Genomic DNA, 23,052 nt, shown 5'->3' on the forward strand with positions numbered 1-23,052 from the left:
AGGGTAGAGAACGCAATGAGTGAAAAACTGACGCCAAAGCAGCGTGAAGTTAACCGGGTGGTGGAAGCGCTCACCCAGGCTATCGGGCAGCATAAGCTGCGTCCGGGAACGCGCTTAATTGAGGCGCAAATCGTCGAGGCGCTACAGGCAAACCGCAATCATGTGCAAACTGCGCTACAGCGCATGGCGGGTCAGGGGATTGTCATCATAGAACCCAACTACGGTGCAATGGTTGCCCGGCCAACGGCAAAACAGGCTCACGAAGTCTTTATTGCCCGTAGCGCCATTGAGTGTGCCATCATTTCGTGCATCACGCCGGAGAGAATGGCGCTTTTCGCGGAAGAGATAGCACGTCAGCAGCATAACGAGCACCAGTCGTTTCATGCTCAGGATCGTCGGCGCATTGTCTACGAACTCGGCGCGTTTCATGAGCTTATGGCGCGGATCGCCGGTAACGACGTCCTGCGCGGTATCCTCGATAATCTGATGATACTGAGTTCGCTGATAGTTATGCTTTACCAGCAGGATGTCACCACGCACTGCCAGTGTGATGAACACAAAAATATTATTGCTGCGCTACAGGAGGGGGATACTCAACGCGCGCAGAATCTCATGAGCGATCACTTGCATGCTCTCCTGCAGCAACTGAACCTGAATGAAACGCCACCGAATCTGATGACATTGTCCCAGGCATTGAACGAAATGAGCGAGTAAGTATTACTCATTAAATGTCGTTTGCCTGCTGTTGAAAATGATCGCTATAAGTCCGGGCTTAAATATATGGGGTTAAATTTTCGGGTTGCCATTAAAAATGACGCAGAGGAGAGAGCTTTCCGGGTGAAGAGGGCCTGTCGACCCGGTGAGAGCGATGCCGGTTGGTTAGAGTAGAGGATAATCTTTTGTCGCGGCTATCCAGCGGTTCCCTGCGCGGGATAGCCCATTTCCTGGCGCTCAGGGATTAATTGCAGATGGTATTCATTCTCTTGCAGATTCAGTTGCTGATTTTGCCGTTTTGTTGGCCCGTAAAAAAGCCGTAAACCATCTTAACTACCGCTGGCAGCGGTTCCGACTGGTTCATTGCTAACGGGATAAGCGCCGATAGAACATGAAAAATGGTAGTCGCTATTTTTTCTGCGGTGGCGCAAGCTGAACACAGAAAAATACTGGATCGTGTGGATTAAGGCTGACAGGAAGCGAAGATGAAAGACGTTTGCTTTGGATGTAAAACGAACAGTGGCATGGTTAAAAATAATTATCCTTATAAACAACGCATATCGTGCAAAAAACATGACAAAAGCGTAATGCTGTACACTCATAGTTTTCATAATCAATTAAATGACCGAACTGTTTTTATATGTACAAATAACCAAAGAGCTTTGTATGCTTAAATATGTCGTGTCATTTTTAATTGTTATTATTGCTCTTGTTATGTTTTTTTTAAGTCGCTTATCCGAGTTCGATATTTCAGATTCCGGTCAGCAACGTATTATATCTTTCAAGCATCATCAGGATCTCCTGGAGGGGTCGTTAATTATGCCTCCTGGCAAGATGTCGCCCCCGGTTGTGCTTCTCATTCATGGCGACGGGCCGCAGGATCGCTGGTCAGAAGGCGGATATATTCCGCTGGTTAACTTCCTTATCTCGCAGGGAATTGCCGTTTTTTCATGGGATAAACCAGGCGTGGGTCAAAGTACAGGTAACTGGCTGGCACAGACAATGTCAGATCGCTCAGAGGAGGCCGTTTTAGCGTTACAAAAACTGAGAGAACAGCCAGAACTGAAAAACAGTCGCGGAGGTTATCTTGGGTTCTCGCAGGCTGGCTGGGTCGTACCTCCGGCAAGCCAACTGGCAGCAGCTGACTTTGCCGTGCTGATAGGCGCTGCGATAAACTGGCGGAATCAGGGCATATACTATACAGGACAACGGCTTAAAGCTGAGGGTCACTCCGTGACTGATGTGCTGGCCGCTAAAAAACATGAAGCCGTACTTTTTGACCGCCAGTTTACAGAAGAAGCGGCGTCTCTCCCCTGTAACACCCAGTGTACGCGTCAGGACTTCGAGCGCAGAAATTCCCGGGCTGATGCGACGAGATATATTTCCGTCATGCGGACGCCGGTATTAATTCTGATGGGTAAGGATGACCGGAATGTAGACCCTGATGACACTGTCGCTGTCTGGACCAAAGCACTTCCTTTGGACACACCGCGTTGTATCATGCAGCTGCCGGGGGCGACTCACGGACTTTTACGCAGCGAATGGTTTGATTATCAGCTTGCCTCTCAGTGGCCGTTGTGGAAACAGGGGTTGTTTCTGTTGTCCGGGAAATACTCATATTCACCAGGGGCGCTCAATACCGTCTCATCATGGATCCTGAGTCAAAAATGTGGACAATAAATTACATTCTTATTCCATAGCGCGGGGAAGGCTCCCTGTTCTCAGGAGAAACGCCCCCCAGCCGCTTAGATGAGTAGATGGCTGGAGGGAGCTCTGCCTGCAACGAGCATAAGAAACCCGCTGATTGACCCAATAACACATTTGAAACCGAAAGGGCGTAACCTCATTCAACGAAGCTATCGCGGCCTTCTTTATTAACTTATTGACTTATTGATGCAGCGGCCGACCGATGGCCGCGAGGATCGATTCATGCATGGCTTCCGAAAGCGTCGGATGGGCAAAAATCATCGATAACAGACTCTCATGTGTGGCCTCCAGGTGATGGGCGATACCAAAACCCTGGATCTGTTCGGTGACCTGTGCGCCAACCATATGCGCCCCTAGCAGCTCGCCGGTTTCGGCATCGAAAATGGTCTTAACAAAACCCTCCGTCTCACCGCTGGCCAACGCCTTACCATTGCCCTGATAGGCGAACTTACCTATCTTGATCGGCCGTCCTCTGGCCTGTGCCGTCTCCTCAGTCAAGCCCAGACTGGCAACCTGTGGCCGGGCATATGTGCAACCGGGCACATAGTCGCGGTCAAGAGGGTGTATGCCTTCGACGCCAGCCAGCGTCTCGACGCAGATCGTTCCTTCGTGGCTGGCCTTGTGCGCCAGGCAGGGTGGACCGGCTACATCGCCGATGGCGTAAAGGCCGAATACGTTGGTGCGGCAAGCGGCATCCGTCTTGATAAAACCGCGATCCAACACGACTCCGAGGGCTTCCAGCCCGAGACCTTCAACATTGGGCTGCACGCCCGTCGCCAACAGCACATGTTCGACCTCATGTAGTTGTTCGGTGTCGGCGTTTTTCAAGGTGCAGCGCACCCCGGTATCGGTGACCTGCACTTGCGTCACGAGAGTCCGGGTATGCACGTGAATGCCGCGCCGCTCGAATGATTTACGCACCACGGCGGACACTTCGGCGTCTTCAACCGGCAGTATCTGCGCGGCTAGCTCGACCAGCGTCACGTCGCTGCCAAGATCGTTATAAAGGCTGGCGAATTCGACGCCGATGGCGCCTGAACCGATGATCAATAAAGATTTAGGCAGGAACCTGGGCTGCAGCGCCTCGAAGTAGGTCCAGATACGCTCACCATCCGGCTCTACGCCTGGTAACGCTCGCGGGCGGGCACCCGTCGCAAGGATAACGTGGTCGGCACGGTAGTCGTGCTCTTCTCCTCTGGCATCGGCTACCGTTATCTGTCCCTTACCACGCAATCGGGCTGTGCCGTCTATCACCGTGACGCCATTCTTCTTCAACAGGTACTCAACCCCGCCGGTCAGCTGTTGCGATACGGAGCGGCTAAACTGCACCAGTTTCTGCAGATCGAAATTCACCTCGCCGAAAGTGAAACCCAGCTGGCTGGCATGGGTGATACTGTGCGCCACCTCTGCGCCGTGCAGCAGCGCCTTGGTTGGAATGCAGCCCCAGTTCAGGCAGATACCTCCCAGGTGCTGTTTTTCCACCAGGGCTGTACGAAGCCCTAGCTGGCCGGCACGGATGGCGGCGACATAACCCCCGGGTCCGCCGCCGATTATCAGTACATCGTATTTATCGTGCATCGCTCGTCTCCTGGATCAACAGCAGGGTTGGTGTTTCAACCAGTCGCTTGAGCTGCTGGAGAAAAGCCGCGCCTGGCGCGCCATCGATTACCCGGTGATCGCAGGACAGCGATACGGTCAGTTGATGGCGTGCGACGATCTGTCCGTCGCGTACCACCGCCCGGAGCTCGCCGGCGCCAATGGCGAGGATCGCGCTTTGCGGTGGATTTATGATGGCATCAAACTGCCGTACTCCGAGCATACCCAGGTTTGACAAGCTAAAGGTTCCGCCCTGGAACTCTTCGGGCTTGAGCGTGCCCGCCCTGGCTTTGGTGACCAGAGAATGAATTTCGTTGGAGATCTCGCTTACCGATTTGCTGTTGGCCGAACGTACGATAGGGGTAATTAACCCGTCTGGCAGCGCAACGGCCACCGAAATATCGGCATTGGCAAAACGGCGGATGCTCTGGGTTGCCTCGTCAAACTGTACGTTAACATCCGGCACAGCCACCAGCGCCAGGGCACAGGCCTTAACCAGCAGATCGTTAACCGATATCTTGACGCCGGGCACTGCGCTGTTGATTTCCTTCCGCAGCGCTAATAGTCGCTCCAGATCGAGATCGGCAGTCAAACGGAAATGAGGTGAATTTTGCTTGGACATTTGCAAGCGAGCAGCGATCGCCCGCCGCATACCGGACAGCGGCAAAGTCTCAAAGGCTGCCGGTGGCGCCGTCTCTACCGCTCCGGCTTGCGGCAGGCCATCGAGCAGCAAAGCGGCTGCCAGCACATCATCGCGACTGACTCGCCCGTGTGAACCGCTGCTGCGACAGTCGTGCAGGTTGATCCCCATTTTCCCGGCCAGACGACGCGCCAGCGGGGTTGCCGATACCTGGCTATCGTCGGCATGGGAGCGAGGTGCTTTGCTGGAACGCACTGGCGGCTTCGGTAAGGCTATACGGCCTCCGGCCGCAACGATCGCGCTCTCCAGGTCAGCGACAGAGATACGCTCGTCACGCCCGCTACCGCGGACCTTTTGCAGGTCGACACCCCACCGTGCAGACAGACGCAACGCATGGGGGGTGGCATTAACCTGAGCCGCATTGGTCGTGCCTTGCAGGCTGACGGGTACCTCGGTTTGCCCAATGGATGCCAGGGGCTTGTTGGATGGGGCCGGGACAACGCCAGGTGGCTTACCGATGGCGATGGCAGCGACAGCAGGCTCGGTAGCCTGGGTGACAGGGGCCGCTGGCGGCACCGTAGCCAGACTGGCAGCGAAGGCGTCCAGCTCAGCCTCGCTGACTGAAGAGTCAGCTGCCAGCGCCAAAACTGCGCCTACCTGGAGGGTATCTCCCTGTCGGGCTAGTATCCGACGTAGCGTACCGGCGAAGGGAGCCTCCAGCACATTGACGATTTTGCTGGTCTCAATTTCACAGATTTCCTGGCCTTTGGTGAAGTCTTCACCCTCCTGGATGGCCCACCGAGCGAGCAAACCTTCCTCCATTGAAAGACCCCACTTCGGCATTTCAAGCGTCTTGATATCGCTCATGACTTAATCCTCCAGCACTTGGCGGACGGCCGCTTCGATACGCCTGACGTCAGGGATCCAGAGCTTTTCGAGGGCAGGGGAGAACGGCACTGGGGTGTGCGGTGGTGTCACCAGTACAATCGGCGCCTTGAGGAAATGGAATGCCTGGGAAGCAATTAGCGCGGCGACATCATGAGCAAAGCCAAAACGCGCCGCTGATTCATCGACAATCACCACGCGGCCTGTGGAGGCCACCGACTCCAGAATACCTTCTTCGTCCAGTGGCGAGATGGTGCGTGGATCGACCACCTCAACCGAGATCCCCTCCCTGGCCAGCTTGTCGGCGACCTGATTTGCTTTGTGTACCATTGCCGACAGCGCGATGATGGTGACGTCGTCTCCTTCGCGGGTATAGTTGGCTACACCAAGCGGGATGGTATAAATCTCGTCCGGCACCTCGCCCTTGAGGTCATAAAGCATTTTATGCTCGCAGAACACCACCGGATCGTCGTCACGAATCGACTGGATCAGCAGCCCCTTGACGTCATAAGGCGTCGACGGCACCACCACCTTCAGTCCCGGCGTGGTCGCAAAGATATTATAGGGTGACTGCGAATGCTGGGCCGCTGCAGAGAAACCCGCACCGATCATGCCACGCATGACCAGTGGTGCTTTGGCCTTGCCACCAAACATGTAGCGGAATTTGGCAGCCTGGTTGTACAGTGCGTCGTGGCTAACGCCGAAAAAGTCCATGAACATCAACTCCGCCACCGGCCGCAGACCGGTTGCCGCGGCGCCGGCAGCCATGCCGACGATCGCCGACTCTGTAATTGGCGTATCGATCACCCGATCAGAGCCAAACTGCGTCCACAGCCCCTTCGTTACGCCGAGCACACCGCCAAAGGCTTCTATCCTCGCTTCTTCTGGCGCATTTCCGCCATGGCCGCCACGCAGGTCTTCACCAATGAGTACCACGCGTTCGTCACGCTCCATTTCCTGGGCCAGGGCTTCCTTCACCGCTTCACGATAGGTTTTTATAGTCATTGTTATCACCCTCAGTAAGAGACATAAACGTCGGTCAACAGGTCTTCCGGAGCCGGATAGGCAGCGGCGCGGGCTTTGAGTACGGCATCGTCGACCTGCGCTTCAACTTCCGCATCGATCGCCGCCAGTTCCTCCTGGGTGACATGTTGCTTGACCCTGGCGGTGAAAATCTTCAGCGGATCATGTTGTTCACGCAGACGTTGAACTTCACCCTCAGCACGGTATAGGGCTGGATCGCCCTCGAAGTGGCCGTGCCAACGGAAGGCTTTGGCCTCAATCACGCTCGGGCCACCTCCTTCGCGGGCGCGCTTGACCGCCTCTGCGGTGGCCTCGTAAACGGCAAAGAAATCGGTGCCATCAACCGTCACTGCCGGTAAGCCAAAGCCGGCGGCGCGCCTGGCGATATCACGACCGCCGACGGCATAGTCATGACCGGTACCTTCGCCATAACCGTTGTTCTCGAAAATAAAAATCGCAGGAAGCTGGAGCACGACTGCCATGTTTATCGCTTCAAAAACCAGGCCCTGATTAGAACCGCCGTCACCGGTAAAAGAGACGCCGACGTTGCTGGTCTTCAGGGTTTTGGCCGTCAGCGCAGCGCCAATGGCTAACGGAGGCGCTCCGCCAACGATAGCGTTCGCACCCAGCATGCCTTTTGAGAGGTCGGCAATGTGCATCGAGCCCCCCTTGCCGCGACATAATCCGCTGTCCTTACCGAATATTTCAGCCATCATGCCGTGAATATCACAGCCTTTGGCAATACAGTGGCCGTGTCCGCGGTGCGTAGAGCCGATGAAATCAGCGTCCGTTAAATTTTCGCAAACTCCCACAGCAATGGCCTCCTCACCGGTATAAAGGTGGATGAAGCCTGGAATATCACCGCTGGTGTTTTCCTGATGCAAACGCTCCTCAAATGTCCTGATCTCGCGCATCTTGCGGTAAGCCTGTAGCAACGCCTGTTTGCTAAGCATCATTTAAGTCTCCTCAATAAAGGTCGGCCGGGCGGGGTTATTTGACAGGGTGGGTGCACCCTAACCACACCAATGCAATGAATCTACGAGCGCCAGCAGAGAGTGCGAAGCCACCTTCATGGGTGGGTTGGTGGGGGTTTTCATGCTTGAGGTCAAACTTTATAAATTTTGTGTACTTATCCAGAAGGGCAGTCCCATGTCATCCCGAGCTCTGGCGTACAATTGATAAAAACAATACGAGCAGACAACCACGGATGAAGCCATCGGATTTTGCAGGTCGCCAATCAACATCACTGGTCTCTGGACCATTGCGGCTGACGAGAGGCTTGCCGCTCATCCTGACCAAATTCGTCCCGCCACGCTCCTCTATCCCGTTACTACAGCGCTCACGGCTTCTCCGACTCCTCGATCAAATTCAGTGGCGCCGTCTGGGCGTCGTTTGCGCTGGGGCTGGATTTGGTAAAACCACGCTATTAGCCCAGTGGCATCAGCAAATGGTCGACCAGGGTGAACGTGTTGCCTGGCTTAGCCTCGATGAGGAGGATGATGACGTCTGGCAGTTCATACCTTATCTGCTGCAGGCATTGCGTCCGCTCTATGGCGATTGGGACGCCGATTTTTGGCGCAACATAGAAGAACAGAAGCCCGCTAACTCTCAACAGCTGCTGGCCGGGTTGATTAACCAGCTACATTACTGTCCGCACGACCTGTATCTGATCATCGATGATTTCCACATGATTAATGATGCTGGTGTATATGAAGCCTTGGGTTATTTGCTCAGGCATGCACCTGCGGCGTTACATCTGATCATCGGCAGCCGTATCCACCCGAGTCTGTCCCTGAGTCAGCTTCAGGCGCAGGACCAGCTGGTGGAAATCTATGATCGAGACCTGCAGTTCACGCTCGAAGAGACGCGAAAATATTTCAGCCAGACGATTGCCGTACCGCTTAGCAATCAGCATGCGCTGCGGCTGCTGTCCGCGACAGAGGGCTGGATTGCGGGTATGAAGATCGCGTCATTGTCCCCGGCATTGCAGAATGATCCAGAACATCTGCTGCGCAACATTCGTGGAGGTACACGCTCCATCGCCCGTTATCTGAAAGAGGTGGTACTTGACCCTCTGCCGGAGGAGGTGCTCGATTTTCTGGTGAAAACTTCGTTCCTCAATCGTGTAAATGCCGGGTTATGCAATGCGGTTACAGGACGTGACGATGGTAAAGCCATGCTGGCATGGATTGAGAGACACAACCTTTTCCTGTCAGCCCTTGATGAACAAGGCTATTGGTTTCGCTACCATCCTCTTTTGCAGGAGACCCTGCGGGCGATATTGCAGCAGAGCAACGATATCTACCCCAAACAGTTACATGAATTAGCCAGTCATTGGTTCGTTGAGCAGAGATTGTGGTCCGAGGCGGTACGCCATGCACTCGCCGCGGGCAAGCCCGTTCATAGCCCCGGACAGGATGGCGCCAGCGCGCAGTCACTGGCGGAAGAAGGGGATATAGATACCCTGGTTTCCTGGATGCATCATTTACCCGACAGCAATGACCCTTCGCGTATTGACCTCCAAATCAATCTGGCCTGGGCCCTGGCGCACTATTTCCGCTTTGATGAATCGAGAAGGTTGCTCGATAATCTCGACCAAATGGTCGTTAATCACCGTGAGAGTATGACCCGCAGCGCCTGGCTTAAATTGCGTGTTGTGCGCGCGATTTGCGAAGCCTTCGCCGAAAATATTCCGCAGAGTATGGCTATTGTTCAGCCGCTGTTGGCCGAAGTGCCCTGCGGAGACACCTGGGTTGATGGCCTGATATGCAATATTCTTAGCTACTGCCACGTGGTGAACCAGCGCTACGCTGAGGCCCTGGAGGTTCAACGGTATATGCCCTGCCCGGAAAGCCCCCTGGATAATCTGTTTGTCTCGGTTTACCGTGCTTTTATCATCACCCAGTGCCACCTTTGCCAGGCCGATCTGGAGAACGCCGGGCGGTATGCCGAAAGTGCATTGCGTCAGGCTGAGCGTTATACCGGCTCCCAGTCCACCAGCGGCGCAACGCTGGCACCGCTGCTGGCGGAAATTGCTTACGAACAGCGGAGCCTTGACTCACTCGATAATCTATTAGCAGATAGACTCGAACTCATCGATCGGTTCAGTCCACCCGATGCATTGAGTCGTTGCTATACCTATCTTGCGCGTCAGGCTTTGCATGACGACATGCCGCATGAGGCGGAACGACTCCTGGAACATGCGCAGCGACTTGCGATCTCCCGCGGGTGGCAGCGGCTGCAGGCTTTGTTGTTAACCGAGCAGGTTAGAGTGCGCCTGCAGTGCGGGGATTATCCCGGCGCAGAGCAACGGCAGCGGCAACTCGAGCAACTGGCGGTCCATAGCAGAATTGATGCCGAACATCCTTGTCAACGTGCGATCGCTCAGCATGCCGCCGTCAGCCGTAGCCGCCTTCTTCTGGCGTCAGGCCAGGCGCCGCAAGCCAGCATTCTACTGGCCGGACTGGTTACTGAGCAGGAACGTCGGGGTGACTGGCTATCCGCAGCGCGTCTGCGTACGCTATGGTCGTTATCCTTGTGGAAGAGCGGCGAAAACGCGGCGGCCAGGACTGCATTGCAGCCAGTCCTGCACCTGGCTGAGCAACAGAATTTCCAGCGTATTTTTCTTGATGCCGGCGAGACATTGCAACCTTTGCTTACCTATATGGACGAATCCTCTGCAGCCTGCAAAGAGCAGGGCGCAACACAGATTTACAGGGTAGAGCAGGGTGTTCAGAGCGGAGGAATACCGCGTCAGAGCGAAAGCCATGATGTTCATTGGGCGCTCAGTGAGCGAGAACTTCAGGTATTACACCTGGTCGCCGACGGCCAGATGAACAAAGAAATTGCGCGTTCCCTGGCTATTTCTGTTGAGACGGTGAAATGGCACCTCAAGAACATCTACAGCAAGCTCAAAGTCAACAGTCGCACTCAGGCAATGAGCCGTGCGCTGGAAATGAAACTGCTGGATTAACCCTGTGGATAGTATACGCCTAACCCCTGCGTTGAAATTCGATGATGAACTTTGCCAATGTTGTCTATTTAAGATGCTCGATGATTGAAACTCTCGAATAAACGCAATGGTAATGTTTCATTTTGGTGCCCCACAAAAATCAGCCTGCATCATCGTGAGGCATTACGAATCGATGTATACAGCAATATTTATCTCATCACACTGATATTTAACAATTTAATTAGTGGCATGCTTTATGCTTATACTTAGATGGAGGAATAAACATCTCAGCGCATCACCGCCAATTTGTGGGGGCCATACGCAGTGCAGATATTATTGTAGGCGAGGAGTGGATAATCAACGCTGTCATTAGTTAGTTCTACGTCGATTCCAATATTCATATTTGCCGTGTTTTTTAAGAGGATGCCTGACTCACAATATACCCGCATAGTTTAATTGACAGAACATATCAGTCTCTATTGACGATAACCTAATTTACTCACTGGTGTTGATATGACACCTGGTAAAAAGCCACATTCATTTTATGGAAAATGAAAAGGCTTAGTTCTGTGTAGGTGAAGCATATATTGCCACGATCGGCGATTTAACACGGATACAATGCTGATGCATAAACTCATAAAAAACTACAAAGCCGACGTCTATTTCGACGAACTGATCGACCATGAGGGCAATCCCCGCCGTTCAGCACAGAGTTTGATTCAGTGTCTGGATTCGCTTGCGCCGGATGAACTTGAAAAGCGTCGTCTGACGGCAGAGGCGACAATACAGGAAATGGGCATTAGCTTTACGGTCTATACCGACAAAGGAAATATCGACAGGATCTGGCCATTCGATATTATTCCCCGCACCATTGATGCTCAGGACTGGACGATAGCCGAAACCGGGCTGAAGCAGCGACTTACCGCGCTGAACCGCTTTATCAATGACCTGTATAACGAACAACATTGCATCAAAGATGGCATCATTCCCGAATATATCATTAAGGAGTCGAAAAATTTTCGCCCCGAGTGTGTCGGGATGTCGCCACCTTATGGCGTCTGGGCGCATATCTGTGGGACCGATTTAGTCCGTGATGAAACCGGACAGTTCTACGTCCTGGAAGATAACCTGCGGGTTCCCTCCGGCGTCTCCTATATGCTGGAAAACCGAGCCATCACCAAGCGCGTTCTGCCGGAGTTGTTTGAACGCGAGAATATCAAACCCATTGACGCCTATCCGGCACAGCTGCTGGAAACCCTGGCGGCCCTGTCGCCCCGGCAGATTGAACGCCCGGAAATCGTGGTGCTGACCCCGGGGATTTATAATTCTGCCTACTTCGAACACGCCTTTCTGGCCCAGCAAATGGGGGTCGAGCTTGTGGAAGGCGCCGATCTGTTTGTTGGCGACGACGACTGCGTCTACACCAAAACGATCTACGGCCCGGAGCGGGTGGACGTCATTTACCGACGCATTGACGATATGTTCCTCGACCCGGAAGTATTTGATCCCGAATCTGTTCTCGGGGTGCGTGGCCTGATGCGGGCATGGAAAGCTGGAAACGTGGCGCTGGCCAATGCGCCTGGCGCCGGGGTGGCGGATGACAAGGTCGTCTATGCGTATGTTCCGGCACTGATTCGTTACTATCTGGACGAAGAGCCTATTCTGCCGAACGTGGAAACCTTCCTTTGCCAGAATGATGATGAACGGGAATACGTTCTGCAGAATCTGGATAAGCTGGTGGTGAAACCGGCTAACGAATCAGGCGGCTATGGCATGCTGGTCGGGCCGCACTCGACCAAAAAAGAGCAGCAGCAGTTTGCCGAACTGATCCAGGCGAATCCTCGCAACTATATTGCTCAACCGACGTTGAAGCTCTCTACCGCACCGGCGCTTATCGCGAAAGATTATCTGGAGCCGCGCCACCTCGATCTACGCCCCTTCATTTTGCAAAGCAAAGAGACTTACGTGACAACCGGTGGGTTGACGCGGGTGGCGATGAAAAAAGGCTCATTAGTGGTTAACTCATCCCAGGGCGGCGGGAGTAAGGATACCTGGATCGTGGAGAGCAAAAAATAATGAATATGCTATCAAGAGTTGCTGCGCGCCTGTACTGGAGCGCGCGTTATCTGGAGCGCGCGGAGAATATCGCGCGGTTAGTCAGCGTGTATGACGACCTGCTTTACGATCTGCCACGGGATATCGCTGTTTCCTGGTATAACCTGATCGAAATTAGCAGCGGCGTCGCCCTGTTTGGCCAGCGCTATAAAATTAAAGACGAACGCAATGTGCTGAAGTTTATGCTGGCCGACGAGAGCAACCCAGACTCTCTGCTGTCGTCATTAAAAATGGTCCGTGAAAATATCCGTACCAGCCGTGATGTGGTACCGGGAGAGATGTGGGAGCTGATTAATGAACTGGATCTGTACGCCAGACAGAACATCCGCCTGGGGATCAACCGCTCTGAACGACATACGTATCTCAATAACGTCATTGAAGGATGTCAGAAAATTATCGGCCTGCTGACCGGGTCGATGAGCCGCGATGCCGGCTGGCATTTTCTGAACATGGGGCGCTATCTGGAGCGCGCCGATATGAATACGCGCATTCTTGACGCGGCAAATTCTCTGATGATGCAGGCGCGTGAGGAGGAGAGCATCAAGTTAGGCCAGGTGGTGTGGTCGAAGGTACTGAAATCGCAAAGCGCCTATCTCAGCTTTCGCCGGGTAATGCGCTGTTCGATTAAAGGCTCGCTGGTGGTCACGTTGCTCCTGACGGATGGGCATTTCCCTCGTTCGCAGCGCTACTGCCTGCAGCAAATCAAGCTGGCTGCCGCTGAGCTACCGCGGGCGTCGGCCGTTTCGGATCACATTGACAGTCTTCTGCTTGCAACCCGGGGCGTCGATAATTCTCACGATCTGAACCGCGAATTTAGTCTCTACCTCAATGAGGTTCAGCTCAGCCTGATTGCGCTTCATCACCTGATTACCGATAACTGGTTTCTTTTCCTGCAAGGGGATGCCGTATGACCATCCGGGTTGCGATTCAACATACAACGACTTACGAATTCGATCGTTTGATCAACGTGGCGCCGCATATTTTGCGCCTGCGCCCAGCGCCTCATTCACGTACCCATATACATGGCTATTCCCTGAAAGTGACGCCCGAAGACCACTTTATTAACTGGCAGCAGGATCCGTTCGGCAACTATCAGGCGCGGCTGGTGTTTCCTGAAAAAACGAAACGCCTGGAGTTCGCGGTGGAGGTGATCGCGGACATGACCGTGATCAACCCGTTTGACTTCTTTATTGAAGAGTATGCCGAGCATTTTCCCTTTGCTTATGATGCCTTGATGCAGGAAGAACTCGCACCTTATCTTAAGGTCACCGAGCAGAGCCCTGAACTTGACGCGTGGCTGGATACCGTTGATTGCGAGGAAATGGTGCACATCGTGACCTTCCTGGTGCAGCTCAATAGCCGCCTGGCCAACGAAATTGACTATGGAATTCGCCTGGAGCCCGGCGTGCAGAGCTGTCAGGAAACGCTGACGTTGAAAAAAGGCTCGTGCAGGGATACCTCATGGTTGCTGGTGCAGATCCTGCGTCATTTGGGGCTGGCAGCCCGCTTTGCCTCCGGCTATCTGGTGCAGTTGACTGCCGATGTGAAAGCGCTCGACGGTCCGTCAGGCCCGGAACAGGATTTCACCGATCTGCACGCCTGGTGTGAAGTCTATCTCCCCGGCGCTGGCTGGGTGGGGCTGGATCCGACCAGCGGCCTGTTTGCCGGCGAAGGGCATATTCCTTTAGCCTGCACGGCGGACCCGCAGTCTGCGGCACCGATTACCGGCGCAACCGACCCGTGCGAATGTGAGTTCAGCTATACCAACATTGTCACACGCATTCATGAAGATCCGCGCGTCACGCGGCCTTACAGCGAAGATGAGTGGCTGAACATCAACGCGCTGGGCCGCGCCGTAGACGTTGAGCTGCAATCCAATGATGTGCGCCTGACCATGGGGGGCGAACCGACATTTATCTCCATCGACGATATGGACTCTGCGCAGTGGAACACCGAGGCGCTGGGCAAGGATAAATTACGTCTCGCTAAAGACCTGCTGCTGCGGCTAAAAGCGCAGTTCAGTCACGGGGGACTGCTGCACTATGGTCAGGGTAAGTGGTATCCGGGAGAGGAGGTTCCGCGCTGGGCGCTGGGGTGCTTCTGGCGCACCGACGGAGAGGCGCTGTGGCACGATCCGGAGCTCGTTGCCCGCGTCGATCGGGATTACGGCCACGGCATCGCTGATGCGGAGCGCTTTGGTCAGACGCTGTGTCAGCAGTTAGGCATCGACGCTGGCTATTTGCAACCCGGGTATGAAGACGCGCTCTACTACCTGTGGCTCGAGCGCGCGCTGCCGGAAGGGGCCGACCCGAGGAAGGCGAGTCTCGATGATGACCTTGAACGGCGACGGTTGGCCAGTTTACTCAGCCGTGGTATGGAAAGCGCAACGGGCTACATTCTGCCCGTCGAGTTTGATGGTCAAGGGTGGCGGAGTAGCCGCTGGCCGATGCGGGGAGGGCTGATTACGCTGATCCCCGGAGACAGCGCCATGGGTTACCGTCTGCCGCTCAATTCGCTGCCGCCGCTCACCGAAGATGAGCGCGTCGTCGAACGCGATCCTTTCGAACCTCGCGAACCGCTGCCGGTTTTTGCGATCGGGGAAGAGGCGGCCACCACCGTTGCCCAGCAGGCGTTGCAGCAACAAAAATCGGCAGTTAACGGCAGTAAAAGCGTGGTCCGCACCGCGCTGTGCCTCGAACCGCGCGAGGGCAAGCTCCATCTGTTCCTGCCGCCAGTCACCCATCTGGAGAATTATGTTGCCCTGATTCATGCCGTCGAAGCGACGGCCAGCGCGTTGCAGCTACCGGTGGTGATAGAAGGTTATGAGCCGCCAAAAGATGCTCGCTTGCAGAAGCTGCTGTTAACCCCCGACCCTGGGGTTATCGAGGTCAATATTCACCCTGCCAGCCACTGGGATGAGCTGGTCCATAATATTGAAACGCTCTACGAGCAGGCGCAACAGACCCGACTGGGGGCCGAGAAGTTTATGCTTGATGGCCGCCACACCGGTACCGGGGGCGGTAACCACGTGACCTTAGGCGGGGCCACTCCTGCCGACAGCCCTCTACTGCGGCGTCCCGACCTCCTGCGTAGCCTGGTGACATACTGGCAGCATCATCCGGGTCTTTCCTACTTATTCTCAGGAATGTTTATTGGCCCAACCAGTCAGGCTCCGCGTCCGGATGAAGGACGGGATGAAGCGCTTTATGAAATGGAGATAGCCTTCCAGAACATGCCGGAAGGGCTGGTTGATACCCCATGGCTGGTAGACAGGCTAATGCGCAACCTGCTGGTGGATATCACCGGTAATACCCATCGCTCAGAATTTTGCATCGACAAACTGTACGCGGCAGGCAGCAGTAGCGGCCGTCTGGGGCTGCTGGAGTTCCGCGGCTTCGAAATGCCGCCGCACGCCCGCATGTCGCTGGTGCAGTTGCTGCTGCTCCGCTGCCTGGTGGCGCGTTTCTGGAACCAGCCGTATCACAAACCGCTGGTCCGTTGGGGCACCCAACTGCACGATAAGTTTATGTTGCCGCATTTCGTCTGGCAGGACGTAAAAGAAGTGGTGGATGACCTGCAGCGGCATGGCTATCCCTTTAAACTGTCATGGCTGCTGCCGTTTGAAGAGTTCCGCTTCCCGCACTATGGTCGCCAGCAAATTGATGATATTGAGCTCGAGCTTCGCTGGGCGATCGAGCCGTGGCATGTCCTGGGCGAAGAAGTGACGCAGTCCGGGACCTCTCGCTACGTTGACTCCTCCGTCGAACGCCTGCAGGTGCGCCTGTCCGGTTTGACTGAAGGACGCTATGTGCTGGCGTGCAACGGCCGCCGCGTACCGCTGCGAGCGACCGGAAAGAAAGGGGAGATGGTGGGGGCGGTGCGCTATCGCGCCTGGGCGCCAACCTCGGCGCTGCATCCGACTCTTGGGGTGAATACCCCCCTGGTGTTTGATCTGATTGATACCTGGAACGGTCTTTCCATTGGTGGCTGTAGCTATCGCGTCAGCCACCCGGGCGGACGTCACTATGAGACGCTACCGGTCAACAGCAATGAAGCTGAGGCAAGGCGCGTCAATCGATTCTGGGATCATGGCTTCACCCAGGGCGTCTTGACGCCTCCTCCAGCATTCAGCGCGTTAAGGACATTCTATGAGCATGAGCAGGTTCCACGCCCAATGGCTCCTCCGGAAGAAGAACCGGGCGATGAATACCCGCATACTTTGGATCTCCGCAGGAAGTATACTAGGATTTAGCTTTGAGCCGGGTAATCAGAATACATGACAGCTTCTTTTTCTGAATCAATCACGCCGGCCTGTGAGCCGGCGTCTTTCTCTGTCGATCCCTCTACGACAGACGTCTATAACGAAGCTTGCGATCCGGCGAACACCATCCGCCCACACTGGACTGAGGTCATGAACAGCGTCGGCGAGATGGGTATAGAAGGGATGGAAAACCGTCTTCGTCAGGCAAGGCGTATTTTGCGCGACGATGGCGCAACCTATAACCTCAATGGCGATCCGCTGTCGCCGAACGTTTGGTCGCTGGACATCATTCCAAATCTGTTGGCGGAGGATGAGTGGTTAACCGTTGAACGTGGCCTGGCGCAGCGCTCGCTGCTTTTCGACCTGATACTTAAAGATTTCTACGGTGAACAGCGGCTGCTGAAAGAGGGCGTAATCCCGTCAGAAATCGTTTTCTCTCATCCTGGCTTTCTGCGTCAGTGCCACGGTATACGTCTGCCGGGCGCGCATAATCTCATCTTCCACGCAGTCGATCTCGTTCGCGGCGGTGATGGACAGTTTGTGGCTATTGGCGATCGTACCCAGGCGCCGAGCGGCACCGGTTATGTTCTTGAAAACAGAATCGCCGTTTCTCGCGTGCTGCCGTCGCTGTTTCGCAACAGCAACGTCCGGCGGCTTTCCGGCTTCTTTCACGCACTGCGGCATACGTTAGCCGGTCTTGCCAGTCACAAAACAGAGACCCCGCGGATCGTGGTACTGACGCCCGGTGCATACAGCAGTACCTATTTTGAGCATGCTTATCTCGCGAACTATCTCGGCTTTCAGCTGGTTCAGGGAGGCGATCTGACCGTGCGTAACGGCAGGGTATGGTTGAAGTCCCTTAATGGCCTGTCGGAAGTTGATGTGATTTTGCGCCGTATGGATGATACTTATTGCGACCAAACGGAACTGCGTTCCGACTCGCGGCTAGGCGTGCCGGGGCTGCTTGAAGTGGTACGCAGCGGTAACGTCGTGCTGGCAAATCCTCTGGGCTCAGGGGTTCTTGAAGCGCCGGCGCTGCTGGCGTTTCTCGCAGAAATTAGTCAGTGTTTGCTTGGCGAACCGCTATTGATCCCGACGGTTAAGACCTGGTGGTGCGGTCGCGCTGAGGATCGCGATTTTGTGATCCGTAACCTTGAGCACCTGATAATCAAACCGTCCTGGCGTAGTTTTGATAGCAAAAGCATTTACGGTCATAGCCTGGATGAGCGCAATCGGATGCTCACCATTGAGCAAATCAACGCCAACCCGCACAACTACGTGGCTCAGGTATACATACCCGGCTCGCGCGTACCGGTCTGGGATAATCAACAAATTGAATATCGGCCCAGTATTTTCCGCGCGTTTACCGTCGCCACCCCGGAGGGGTACTGCGTCATGCCCGGAACGCTATCACGGGTAGCTGAGTCCGCTGATGAATTTATTGTTAGCGATTTATCCGGCGCACGCAGTAAAGATACGTGGATACTGGGGGAAAAACCCGATATAGCGCAGCAGCCGCTGACGGACTCCATTCCTCGTGATGAGGGAAATCTGCCCAGCCGCGTTATCGAGAACCTGTTCTGGTTTGGCCGCTATGCGGAACGCGCTGAAATGAGCCTGCGCGTGATACGCACTCTTTTCAAACAGCTTAACGGAGTTGAGTTGTTTATGCCTGAGAGCCGCGATGTCCTGCTGGGGGCATTATTTCCGCTCACCGGCACGTTGCCTGAAACAGACGCGGGCGCTGACCAGAATCATGAGCTTTCTTCGTTGGTTTGTGATGGCCAACGCGCCGGATCGATTAAATTTAATATCCAAAGCATGCTGACCTGCGGCGAGCAGGTAAAAGAGATGCTCTCGGCCGATACCCGAATTATTCTCAATGAGTTACGCGATTGTATTCGGGCGGTGGAGGTGGCCTATCAGGATGGGCTGCCGGAGCTGCCGGAAGAGTCACTGGACAATCTGGTCACCTCTTTACTGGCCTTGTCCGGGCTGAATCATGAAAGCATGCTGCGTGGAATGGACTGGCGGTTTCAGGAGATTGGCCGCCGCGCGGAGCGGGCGCGTCTAACCGCCATTTTACTCAAACACACGCTGACCCACGCTCTTCCTGGTTTACAGCAACAGCAAATTTTAGAATCGGTACTGATGAGCGTAGAGGCACTGATCTCTTTCCGTCGCCGCTATCGCGGACGTATGAACATCATTTCTGGTCTGGATTTATTGATGCTGGACGCCAGCAACCCGCGTTCGTTGATTTATCAGATCGATCGACTGCGCAAATACCTCCTCGAACTACCGCGACAGGATGGTCAGACTTCCAGCCTGACATCCGACATGCGTCCGATAATGAAATCACTGACCGATATTCAGCTGGCCGAGCTGGACATGTTGGCGCAGGTCGATGAACAAACGGAGCTGCGTGGACAGCTGGATACGCTTATGACGCAGATAATCAGCCAACTGGAGCAGTTTACGACCCTGCTGAGCGACAAGTATTTCGATCATGCAGATGGACCCCAGCAGTTGATTAACGCGCAATGGAAGACTGACTTATGAAATACCGGGTACGTCATCTGACGGAGTACCAGTACAATTCACCCGTGACGTTATGCTACAACATGACGCATCTTCTGCCGCGCGATACGGCAAATCAGCGCTGTTTACTGCGGCGGATTACGGTGACGCCGATGCCCGTTTATCAGAGCGAGGGGAGTGATTATTTCGGCAATCTGACGTTTTATTTCTCGATCCAGGTTCCGCACGACAAGCTAACCATTGAGATGGAAAGCTACTTTGATATTGATGAAATAAACCACGCGAACCTGCTATATGACCACCCGCTCACCTGCGGTGAGTATCGTCGATTGCTGCAGGAGTCCGGGACGGCGGATCTGCGAATGGCGAAAGAGTATTTGCTCGATTCCGGTTTAATCCTCCGTTCCGAACGGCTTGCCAGCTATGCTGCCGATATTTTTCACGACAATGCAGGGGTGATCCAGGCGGCGATGGACTTCACGCATCGTATTTTTACGGAGTTTACTTTCGACCCGGTTGCGACCAGCGTCACAACACCACCCGAGCAGGTTTTAGAGGAGAAGCGGGGCGTCTGTCAGGATTTTGCCCATCTGGCGATCGCTTGCCTGCGCTCTGTCGGCTTACCCGCGCGTTATATCAGCGGCTATATTGAAACGCTGCCGCCGGAGGGGCAGGAAAAACTCGTCGGCACCGATGCGTCACACGCCTGGTTTGCCATTTTTATCCCTGATATCGGCTGGCTGGAGTTTGATCCGACCAACGATCTTATGCCTCAGGGGCAGCATATCGTCACGGCGTGGGGAAGGGATTATGCCGATGTGACTCCGTTACAGGGCGTTATTTTCGATGGCGGGGCAACGCTGGCTCTGGAAGTGGCGGTTGATGTGCAGCGTCAGGATTCATCTGGCTGACCGAAACCGCCCCTCAGTGCACCGAGGGGCGAGTTGACCTAACCGCCAGTTGCGCGGTCTTTCAATAAACAAAAATTCCAGCGCCGTCCGTCGCTGCGCAGCTCGGTGATGCTGAGCGGGTGGATGTCGATGCGTGAAAATGATTGAGGTGGTGCGCCGAGAACGTCGACGATCATGGCGCGGATTGCGGCGGCGGGCACAATTGCACAGTGACGACCTTGCATATCGACGCGTTTGGCCAGCCAACTGCCATAGCGCGCCAACAGCTGAGCACGCGACTCTCCGCCCGGGGGCGGGGCGCCTTCCAGCCAGGCGTGGAAAGCTTCGGCGTCTTGCGCCATCACCTCACGTAATGGCCGACCGGCCCAGCTGCCGTAGTCGGGTTCCGCCAGCTCTGCCACCAGGGTGCCCTGTAAAGAGAGCGCTGCGGCGGTTTGTCGGGCGGCGGTGTCTGGGGAGATCCAGACGCTGTGATAACGGGCGGCACTGCCTGGTAAGTGCTGCGCCCGCTGCCACTCCCGCGCCTCCAGAGGGTCATCACAGGGAAAATGTGAACCTCTGGAAGCTGCCGTTTCTCCCTGACAAATCAGCGTTAGCGACGCTCTCATAATGTTAACCGCGCCGGAAGGCCGGGCGCTGTCCGCGTGTCGCCGGCGTGCGTTCGGCTAAGGCACCGAACGCTATACCGATGACGCTCCAGAGCACCAGATGCGTGCCGAAGGAGCTTATGCGAAAACGCCACAGCAGGTCCGCCGGGAAGTGGTCGGACACTTCGTTCACTGTCGGCATCAGGGCACAAACCACGAGCATCAGCGCCACGGCGAACAGCGTTGCCCACATCATCGCATTTCCTCTGCCGAGGCGCGGCATTAGCTGATGTGATAACCACGCGGACGCGATGACGATGCCGATGGAAAGCAACATCATGACGAAGTACAGCCCGGTACGATAGCCGATGGTATCCGGGTTGCCGACTGCGGGCGGATTGGGCGGGTATTTCAGACCTGGCATCAGGCTCATGGCCAGAAAACCGACCAGCGCCAGGCACAACGCCAGCAAACGCGGGTTCGATGGCCCGAAGCGCTGGTAGCTAAAAGCCCACACCAGCGCCAGGCCGCCGCCCAGTGCGGCGCCGAACAGCGCCATACCGGCCATTAGACCGATCCCGGACTGGGTCTGTCGGCTAAACACCTCTTCTTCTCCACCGTCTGCTGACGCGCCGTGTTGGTGAGTGTGAGCGGACATGCTTTTTTCCAACCCAATGGCGCGATCGACCTGCGGTTCGCCGAAATGGTGTGCAAAGGCAAATGCCACCAGTCCGGCCAGAATGCCGGCCATCATCCCTTTAAATAACAGTTTCCCAATCATTTCCGCCTCCTCAGTGGCAGGGAAAGCCCAGCAGATGACGTGCGTCGTGGAAGAATTCATGCACCTGGGTACCGGAAAACATCGACGTTGCGCCTTGCTCTGCGCCAACAAAATAGATAGCCAGCAGCGCCAGCAAAGCGGTGAACAGCGCCCAGGGCAGCAGTTCCGCGACAGGGATCGGGGCGACCGGGGCGTGGGCATTCAGGGTGATATCACTCATGATGTAACTCCATTGTCGATTTTGCTGTTGGACGAGTGCGCCGGGCTAACCGTCACCGGCACGCCCAGCGGAAGGTGATGATGGGTATGTGCCGGTGGGCAACTGGCGTTCGCCAGTACAATTGGCTGGCCGTGAGGCGTGTTGAGATACGCCTGCCGCCATTCCTGTGTCCGCCGGGTGAACTCCTCCGGCACGATCAGGTCGAGGGCGGTTATCATTTTTTCCATCGCCGCTGCCCACTGGCGATAGTAGGCATCATTCACGCTTTCACCAGGCTGGGCCGGCGCAGCCTTGATCTCCTCGCTGAATGTCCGTACCCATTCTGCCCACGGGAAGAGCCCGGCCCGGTGCAGATGGACGATCAGTGAGAACGCTTTTGCCTGCCAGGGCTTATCGAATACGGGCCCTTCCTCATCGCGCGGTAACCCGACGGCGGCGTAATCGTGTTGTGTCGCAGTATTCATGCTTCCTCCAGATAGTCGTCCCACAGATCGATGAACACGTTGTCCGGGCGCGGCTCCCCCCACAGCTCCTGCGCGGTGAAACTGACGCTGTAGACATGCTGGGGATGTTCGCCCAGGCCGTGCGCCGCGGTATCTGGCGTGATAAACACACCGTGAGCAATTTCTATGCGGCCGACTTTATCGCGTGCGTAACGCGGCAGACGGGTATGGGTGGTCGGGTTGAAATTTTTCGTTCGTACCCGATCTCCCACCCGGAAGCGGGGCGCAACGTCGTGACTGACGCGAGCAGAGCCGCCCGTGCTGACGACCATCGATACCATGTCCTGCGTCAGCACAGGTGTGCCAGGCTTACAGAGGGTGGGCTTCGCGCTACCCCACAACTCGTCAACGGTGATCACCCCCTTTGCCAGCAGCAGGGTTTCGAATGCATGCAGCCAGTGCTCGTAGTAACTCGACTGCAGATAGTCGGCAGGGGGCATACATTCTATGGAATGGCGAAATTCGTCGACGTTGAAGTGTCCGCCGACAAACAACGAGGCGAACATTGGAAATACCCGGCGCTCCCACTCATGGTGGAAATAGGGCTCGTTTTCCTCGGTAGGGATCGGGCCGAAGCCGTGCATACCGCCGAGATCGTGTATCCCGTTCATGGTTT

Annotated in this window: 17 protein-coding genes and 1 pseudogene; 9 read left to right on the forward strand and 9 right to left on the reverse strand. The window is 55.4% G+C overall.

Annotated features, from left to right (window positions below):
- The first annotated feature begins 15 nt into the window (after positions 1 to 15).
- From RTE01_RS01340 to RTE01_RS01350, 3 genes and pseudogenes are all read left to right on the forward strand, one after another.
- Positions 16 to 714 (forward strand): GntR family transcriptional regulator, encoded by a 699-nt coding sequence (locus RTE01_RS01340; RefSeq protein WP_041145523.1) that lies wholly within the window; start codon positions 16 to 18, stop codon positions 712 to 714.
- Between the two features lie 226 nt (positions 715 to 940).
- Positions 941 to 1,033: pseudogene (locus RTE01_RS26310) on the forward strand (cation diffusion facilitator family transporter); the annotation flags it as partial.
- A gap of 302 nt (positions 1,034 to 1,335) precedes the next feature.
- Positions 1,336 to 2,394 carry an alpha/beta hydrolase family protein gene (locus tag RTE01_RS01350; RefSeq protein ID WP_307723804.1) on the forward strand — a complete coding sequence of 353 codons (1,059 nt, stop codon included), beginning with the start codon at positions 1,336 to 1,338 and terminating at the stop codon, positions 2,392 to 2,394.
- A gap of 207 nt (positions 2,395 to 2,601) precedes the next feature.
- Here RTE01_RS01350 and lpdA read toward each other — a convergent pair whose 3' ends face one another.
- From lpdA to RTE01_RS01370, 4 genes are read right to left on the reverse strand one after another with little or no spacing between them, the layout of a single operon-like run.
- Positions 2,602 to 3,999, reverse strand: a complete 1,398-nt coding sequence (gene lpdA, locus RTE01_RS01355) for a dihydrolipoyl dehydrogenase (RefSeq protein WP_134525953.1) — start codon at positions 3,997 to 3,999, stop codon at positions 2,602 to 2,604.
- Positions 3,989 to 5,524: a 2-oxo acid dehydrogenase subunit E2 gene (locus RTE01_RS01360; RefSeq protein WP_141334584.1), complete on the reverse strand. Its 1,536-nt coding sequence runs from the start codon at positions 5,522 to 5,524 to the stop codon at positions 3,989 to 3,991. The genes lpdA and RTE01_RS01360 overlap by 11 nt, the downstream gene beginning before the upstream one ends.
- 3 nt (positions 5,525 to 5,527) lie before the next feature.
- The gene (locus RTE01_RS01365; protein ID WP_134525956.1) at positions 5,528 to 6,547 is read right to left on the reverse strand and encodes an alpha-ketoacid dehydrogenase subunit beta; all 1,020 of its coding nucleotides are present in this window, start codon (positions 6,545 to 6,547) and stop codon (positions 5,528 to 5,530) included.
- Between the two features lie 11 nt (positions 6,548 to 6,558).
- Complete coding sequence (locus tag RTE01_RS01370) at positions 6,559 to 7,518, reverse strand: thiamine pyrophosphate-dependent dehydrogenase E1 component subunit alpha (protein ID WP_166793777.1); 960 nt, start codon at positions 7,516 to 7,518, stop codon at positions 6,559 to 6,561.
- Positions 7,519 to 7,772: 254 nt separating this feature from the next.
- On the opposite strand from RTE01_RS01370, the gene RTE01_RS01375 reads away from it, so the two are divergent.
- The 6 genes from RTE01_RS01375 to RTE01_RS01400 all read left to right on the forward strand — a co-directional run bounded on the left by RTE01_RS01375 (position 7,773) and on the right by RTE01_RS01400 (position 20,345).
- On the forward strand, positions 7,773 to 10,538 hold the full coding sequence (locus tag RTE01_RS01375; protein ID WP_134525962.1) for a LuxR C-terminal-related transcriptional regulator: 2,766 nt from the start codon (positions 7,773 to 7,775) through the stop codon (positions 10,536 to 10,538).
- A gap of 603 nt (positions 10,539 to 11,141) precedes the next feature.
- Positions 11,142 to 12,593, forward strand: coding sequence for a circularly permuted type 2 ATP-grasp protein (locus tag RTE01_RS01380; protein ID WP_041147625.1), 1,452 nt, complete (start codon positions 11,142 to 11,144; stop codon positions 12,591 to 12,593).
- Positions 12,593 to 13,543 (forward strand): alpha-E domain-containing protein, encoded by a 951-nt coding sequence (locus RTE01_RS01385; RefSeq protein ID WP_197734839.1) that lies wholly within the window; start codon positions 12,593 to 12,595, stop codon positions 13,541 to 13,543. The genes RTE01_RS01380 and RTE01_RS01385 overlap by 1 nt, the downstream gene beginning before the upstream one ends.
- Positions 13,540 to 16,884 (forward strand): transglutaminase family protein, encoded by a 3,345-nt coding sequence (locus RTE01_RS01390; RefSeq protein WP_134525965.1) that lies wholly within the window; start codon positions 13,540 to 13,542, stop codon positions 16,882 to 16,884. Before RTE01_RS01385 ends, RTE01_RS01390 begins: the two co-directional genes overlap by 4 nt.
- A gap of 159 nt (positions 16,885 to 17,043) precedes the next feature.
- Positions 17,044 to 19,455 (forward strand): circularly permuted type 2 ATP-grasp protein, encoded by a 2,412-nt coding sequence (locus RTE01_RS01395; protein ID WP_197734838.1) that lies wholly within the window; start codon positions 17,044 to 17,046, stop codon positions 19,453 to 19,455.
- Entirely contained in the window at positions 19,452 to 20,345 is an 894-nt protein-coding gene (locus RTE01_RS01400) for a transglutaminase family protein (RefSeq protein ID WP_041145530.1), read from the forward strand. The genes RTE01_RS01395 and RTE01_RS01400 overlap by 4 nt, the downstream gene beginning before the upstream one ends.
- A gap of 38 nt (positions 20,346 to 20,383) precedes the next feature.
- On the opposite strand, the gene RTE01_RS01405 is transcribed toward RTE01_RS01400, so the two are convergent.
- Genes RTE01_RS01405 through nthB form a run of 5 tightly spaced genes read right to left on the reverse strand, consistent with a single transcriptional unit; the run spans position 20,384 to position 23,047 of the window.
- Positions 20,384 to 20,953, reverse strand: coding sequence for a histidine phosphatase family protein (locus RTE01_RS01405; protein WP_134525971.1), 570 nt, complete (start codon positions 20,951 to 20,953; stop codon positions 20,384 to 20,386).
- A gap of 4 nt (positions 20,954 to 20,957) precedes the next feature.
- Positions 20,958 to 21,713 (reverse strand): CbtA family protein, encoded by a 756-nt coding sequence (locus tag RTE01_RS01410; protein WP_134525974.1) that lies wholly within the window; start codon positions 21,711 to 21,713, stop codon positions 20,958 to 20,960.
- A 10-nt stretch (positions 21,714 to 21,723) separates the two neighbouring features.
- Entirely contained in the window at positions 21,724 to 21,933 is a 210-nt protein-coding gene (locus RTE01_RS01415) for a CbtB domain-containing protein (protein WP_115192754.1), read from the reverse strand.
- Positions 21,930 to 22,397 (reverse strand): nitrile hydratase accessory protein, encoded by a 468-nt coding sequence (locus RTE01_RS01420; protein WP_135184649.1) that lies wholly within the window; start codon positions 22,395 to 22,397, stop codon positions 21,930 to 21,932. The genes RTE01_RS01415 and RTE01_RS01420 overlap by 4 nt, the downstream gene beginning before the upstream one ends.
- A complete protein-coding gene (nthB, locus tag RTE01_RS01425) occupies positions 22,394 to 23,047 on the reverse strand; it encodes a nitrile hydratase subunit beta (RefSeq protein WP_134525980.1) in 654 nt (217 codons plus the stop codon). The genes RTE01_RS01420 and nthB overlap by 4 nt, the downstream gene beginning before the upstream one ends.
- Positions 23,048 to 23,052 lie beyond the last annotated feature (5 nt).

Origin of the sequence: Klebsiella terrigena (assembly GCF_006539725.1) — a bacterium.
Classification (GTDB): Bacteria; Pseudomonadota; Gammaproteobacteria; order Enterobacterales; family Enterobacteriaceae; genus Klebsiella; species Klebsiella terrigena.